This is a genomic window from Coleofasciculus sp. FACHB-712, from assembly GCF_014695635.1.
In the GTDB taxonomy this organism is placed as follows: Bacteria; Cyanobacteriota; Cyanobacteriia; order Cyanobacteriales; family FACHB-T130; genus FACHB-T130.
On record NZ_JACJOQ010000671.1, the window covers coordinates 1 to 5,457 of the forward strand.

At 41.5% G+C, this 5,457-nt stretch carries 4 protein-coding genes and 1 pseudogene; 2 read left to right on the forward strand and 3 right to left on the reverse strand.

Annotated elements, in window-relative coordinates; all coding sequences use genetic code 11:
• Window positions 1-179 precede the first annotated feature (179 nt).
• The 3 genes from H6F50_RS25205 to H6F50_RS25215 form a co-directional block, all read right to left on the reverse strand.
• Window positions 180-371, reverse strand: a complete 192-nt coding sequence (locus H6F50_RS25205) for a hypothetical protein (protein WP_190430802.1) — start codon at window positions 369-371, stop codon at window positions 180-182.
• 73 nt (window positions 372-444) lie between these two features.
• On the reverse strand, window positions 445-954 hold the full coding sequence (locus H6F50_RS25210; RefSeq protein WP_190430803.1) for a hypothetical protein: 510 nt from the start codon (window positions 952-954) through the stop codon (window positions 445-447).
• A 107-nt stretch (window positions 955-1,061) separates the two neighbouring features.
• Entirely contained in the window at window positions 1,062-4,598 is a 3,537-nt protein-coding gene (locus tag H6F50_RS25215; RefSeq protein WP_190430804.1) for a caspase family protein, read from the reverse strand.
• A 143-nt stretch (window positions 4,599-4,741) separates the two neighbouring features.
• On the opposite strand from H6F50_RS25215, the gene H6F50_RS25220 reads away from it, so the two are divergent.
• Both H6F50_RS25220 and H6F50_RS27420 read left to right on the forward strand, forming a co-directional pair.
• Window positions 4,742-5,137, forward strand: a complete 396-nt coding sequence (locus tag H6F50_RS25220) for a CU044_2847 family protein (RefSeq protein ID WP_190430805.1) — start codon at window positions 4,742-4,744, stop codon at window positions 5,135-5,137.
• 141 nt (window positions 5,138-5,278) lie between these two features.
• A pseudogene (locus tag H6F50_RS27420) lies at window positions 5,279-5,457 on the forward strand (alpha-amylase); the annotation flags it as partial.

The window sequence follows — 5,457 nt, forward strand, 5'->3', positions numbered from 1 at the left end:
TACAAATGTCCCTCTACCATCCGAGCGAACTACTGCAAGAAATACTCATTTTACCTCCAAACTAAAGTAGATAATTTTCTAAAGTTTAAATATTTATAAAGAAATCTGGAAGTATAGTTTTTATATGTTTAAACCAATTGAACAGCCGCTCATTTCGCTTTTGTCTTTTTAGCGCGATCTCACTTGAGTTTCAGCCATTCGCTCTCTAGGATACCAAGACTTTTTCGGTCTGTCCTCTCCACCCAGAGGGATAGGCTAAAAGAGCGATCGCGCTCTTGATTGGGTAGAGAGTGCGATCGCACTCTCTCACGATTTTCTTTCTGAATGTAGTTACTGACAAGAATCTTGCTCAGTCGCCACTCGTCTGACAACTGTATAGGATAAGTTGGTTAGCAAGTAAAGGCAGGAGCGAACAAGCTACCAAAATAATGGGTAAATCCTTTATCAGAAAACATCTCTACTCAACGCTTGTTTTAAGCTTTCGTAAGAAGTTACGTCTATTGCAGCACTTCTAAAAGTACAAAATGCACATGGATTAAGGCTTGAACATTCAAAAAAACTAGGAGAAATATCCTTTAATGAGCTAGAAAGCCCTTCAATTGTTTCTGCCATCAAAGCTTTTCCAATTTCTTCCTTTACTGTTTCCTCTTTAAGATGTGTAAAATCAAGAATCTCTGGTTTCTCTAATACTTCACGCATCATAATTTCCCGGAATTCTTCATAGGTTTCACCGCTCGAAGCATTTTTAAGCGCTTGAATGAAACTCGATTCACAATTTTTATTGTTTGCTTCATCCTTTTCAGGTAATTGATTTGTTAATTCAGAAACTTTTTTATAGATTTCTTCAAAAGAAACCAAAATTTTCCGCGTCTTTAGCTCAATATCTTTTTCATCGAGATTGTTAATTGACAAAACTTCTTTCAAAATTCTAAAAGCCAACTCTGAATTGTCCATTTTTGCCTTTCTAGTTTTTTCTAGTTATTATGAATAATTATATATCAATTAAGACTACAATAATATTTTATTTAAACCAAGAACACAACAAACATTACCCGGTTTAATTAGATTTTGTTACAAATATTGCGTTCTTCCCTATTTAATTTATAATTATTTCTCAGATAACTAGATAATGATTTACAACTATATTCAACTAAATCATTTATACTATTATTCCTGGGAGGATTTAAATCCATACTCCAAAGTCTCACGCTTCTATCAGCACCAGCAGAAGCAATTATTTGATCAACAGGACTAAAACTTACACTAAAAACAGAAGAACCATGCCAAAAGGTTTTTAATAAATTACCTTCTTTGCTCCAGAGCTTTACAGTTCCGTCTTTGCTACCAGAAGCAAAAATTTGACCATTAGGACTAAAACTAATGCTGTAAACCATATCATTATGGTCTGTTAATACTCTTTGTGGTTGGTTGGATGATAAACTCCAAATCCTTATGGTTCTGTCTCTACTCCCAGAAACAATATTTTTATCGTCCGGACTGAACTTTACACTAAAAACTTCATCTGTATGCCCTCTCAATGTTCTTAAAGGCTTATCCTTATTAGATGTTAAACTCCAAACTTTTATAGTGCCATCTGCACTGGCAGAAGCGATTTGCCGACCGTCAGAATTAAAAGTCACACTGTTAACTTCAGCATTATGATGGAAAGTTTTTATTAATGAATTATTTGATACCTGCCAAACTCTCACAGTATTATCAAAATTCGCAGACGCAACCATTTGACCATTAGGACTGAACTTCACTCTTAAAGCAAGTTTTTTAGAATTATTTAGATATCCTGGTGGTTGTAATTCTTTCTTGAAAATACTATTAGATATGTCTCTAATACTAATAATGCCATCCCCATCAGTAAAAGCAATTATATGATTATTAGGGCTAAAATCAACCCCCCAAACAGTTTTTTTATGATTAAAGGATTGTGTATCTAAAAACTTACCTTCTTTACTCCAAAGCCTTAAATATCCATCTTGGCTTGCAGAAGCAATCAGGCTACCGTCTGGACTAAAGCTAACATCGTTCACCTCATCAACATGCCCTTCTAAACGATTACGCTCACGGATGCTAGAGATTATGGGTTGTAAAAGATTGAGTGCATACGACTGCTCCCCTCCGTTCGTTTTCAACTGCTTCAGCACTTGCACACTTTCTATCAAGGCTTCAAGCTGTTTATTGGCAGCAAATAACTCTTGAGGCCTTGAAATCAAAGCCTCTAAAACGGCTTTTTCTCGTTGTTTTGCTTGTTGTTGAAGTCTAATAGATAAGGCTGCAACTACTGCCAGTCCAATTGTTGCTACAGACAGCCACCAATTTCTTTGCTTTTGAACCTTAGTTCTGGCTTCAGCCTCTCTAGCTTTTGCTGCTTCTTCTCTAGCTTCCGCCTCGGCTTTATCCTTTGCTATAAGAGATTTTTCTATATCAGCTAGGGCTAAAGCTTCGGCTGCCTTAGCTTTTTCTGCTTCAGCTAAGGCTAAAGCTTCAGCTTCCCGTTTTGCTGCTTCTATTTTTTCTTGCAGTTCGCGATCGCGTCTCTCCACGCTCTTCTTCAAAAACTCCGCTTCTAGGGGAGGAAGTTGAGTTTGAGTATTATTCACCCACTCTTCAATTGCTGCCAGACGCGCACCTGTCAGTAGCGCATCATCGGATTTTTGAAACCTTTCGAGCCATTCGCGGCAATCATCCTCTAAACTTTGCTTGAGGCGGATATTCTCGCGGTTGTCTTCAATCCAACTGCGAAGTAATTTCCACTCGGATAAAAGGGCTTCATGGGCAACTTCTATGGTGTTTTCATCGGTGATAACTAAGCGTTGCTGTTGATCTGCTAGCAGTCTGACTATTTGTTGCAGTTGTTCGGGGGAATCTGCGATCGCGCTCAATTCTTCCCAAGCGGCACGACGGCGTGTTACCTCGTTGCCGTCACCTAACTTCACCAATCTCATGAATAGGCGACGCACAAAAGCTTGATTCTCTGGAATAAAACTCCGATATAGAATAGTCGCTCGGTTATCCAACGCGCCTTTGACTCCGCCAATCTCCTCGTAGTCTTGCCAAGTCAAAAGCGGTTGTCCAGAGGGGGAATCCTGTTCGCAAAATTTTCGCCACAACTCAGAAAGCGCATATTGCAACAAGGGTAATGCTCCTGGTTGATTTTCCACATCTTCTGCAATTTGCGACACTAACCCAGGCTCAAATCCGACGCCATGAAGCTCTGCGGGTTTTTCAATTGTCTCCACTATTTCTGAGTGAGATAGTAGCTCAACAACATAAGTTGTCGGTTGAGTGCGATTAATTAAATTTACCGCTTCTGGATAGGCAGCGCATCGGTCGAGAAAATCTCCCCGAATCGCGACAATCACTCTGGTGATTCGGTCGGAAGCCGTTGCTTCATCCGCCATCAACCGCATGAAAGATTGTCGCTTTGCTTCATCATTGCAGAGGGTAAATACCTCTTCAAATTGGTCGATAAATAGGACAAACGGCTTATTTTCCTGATGTCGTCGAGTCAGGATCTCTGTTAGTTTTCCTAGAGGATCGATGCCAGGAGTAAAAATCTCGATTTCCCACTGACTGCTACCGGGAAGGCGATCGCTTTGGAGTTCTGGCAACAATCCTGCTTTTACTAGAGAAGACTTGCCACACCCCGATCGACCAATGACCGAGAGAAATCTAGCATTATTGAGTCTTTGTAGCAGTGCCCAGATAGCTTGTTCGCGCCCGAAAAAATATTTTTCTTTCCCTAACTCAAAAGCTTGTAGTCCCTGATATGGATTTTCTCGATTGAAAGTCAAAGTAACGGATGGAGTGTTTTCATTTAGCGGATAATTCACTACCGTAATTGACTTACCCCAACCCATGCGGATTGGTTCCTGCCTTTTACCTTTGAGCTGTCTGCTGATGTGATCGAATAAGCGATCGCCACTGACACTTCCATCTTTTCCAGCATTCTCTAACGCCAACCCATCGAGAACGGCTCCCGTAAAGACATCGTGCTTTTCATCGTGCATCGCCCACGCTTGCTCGAAGGTTCTACAGGCTGTAATTATGTAGTAATCTTTTTGGGAGCTAAAAGCTGTAAGCGTTTGTTCTACTAACTGGCGTTCCAGAAAATAGCCACCATGACAGCAATCGAGTAGCAAAACTAAACTACTGAGTTCGGCAGCTCGAATCAGCTCATTGAGACTATCTAAGGCAATTCCATGTTGTTGCCCGACAATACGCTTCCCATCCGTCTCCAGCACGCAATCCGAAGTTGCTAAATACCCTTTAGTTTGCCCTAAATTATCTGATACTGTAATCCCGTGTCCGCTGAAGTAGATGAGCGCATCGCTTCTATATGCCTGTTCCAGCAGAAACGTTCTTAAAGCTTGCCCCAGTTCGGTGCCAGTTACCGCCTTTGTCCCAATTTCATAGTCGTTCTGCTGTTGATTCCAACGCTCAGGCAGTCGTTTAACAATCTGGAAGTCGCCGTATTGCTTGAGTATCTGTCCTACAGCCTCTGCATCGGTTACTGTCTTGGGAAGGCGTGATAAGTTTGAGCTTTGATATTCGGAAATTCCAATAACAAGGGCGTATCGAGCCATTTAGCAACCTGGTTTCAAAATATTGAATTAGTTGACAGGCACCCTTAAAGACGATGTTAATTGAGACACCAGGATAGCTTAGCAAGAGCGAAACTGGCTTTAACTTTACAAAAAACACACGAAAACTTACAAAGAGACAGCCCATGTCAGAAGTGCAACGTCTGCTTATAGAAGAGGATGGTCAAAAATACGAAATATACGTTGAGACAAAATCTAGTCCCATCATGCCCCCTGCAACAGCACCCGAAGATTACGATCCCAACCAATCAATGGGCTTCCGAGAAGACGCTGTCATCAAAATGCAGCAAGCGCGGCAAATGATTCGGGGCTACGCAACTTATGCCATCAGTGCTTTTAAAGACTTCGGTGCCGCTGAGATTGAGGAAGTGACACTGAAATTTGGCATGAAACTGGGTGGTTCAGCAGGTATCCCTTATATTACTGAAGGGAAGGCTGAGAGCAACTTAGAAATCGAAGTCAAGTGTAAGTTTCCCGATAAATCAAAACCGGGTTCGCCGCCGCAAAATTCAGTATCCTAAAGCACAACGATTGAAAACAAAAACCTCACTTTTCTTGAAAACTTCCAATCTGGGCTAAATCATCCCTGAGTTTCACCCAGAGGGTAGAACCCGAAAGCTGCCAGCCTTTGTACCGTGTTGGTTGTGGAGAGGGAGTTATTCATGCAGATACAGACACCGGATTGGGTTAAGCACGCGGTTTTTTACCAGATTTTTCCGGATCGCTTCGCTAAAACGAAGCATTCTCACAAGCGGCTTTTGAAGGATACCCGATGGGAAGATTGGCACGAAATACCGACGCTTCAAGGGTACAAGGGCGGTGATTTGTGGGGGGTGATGGA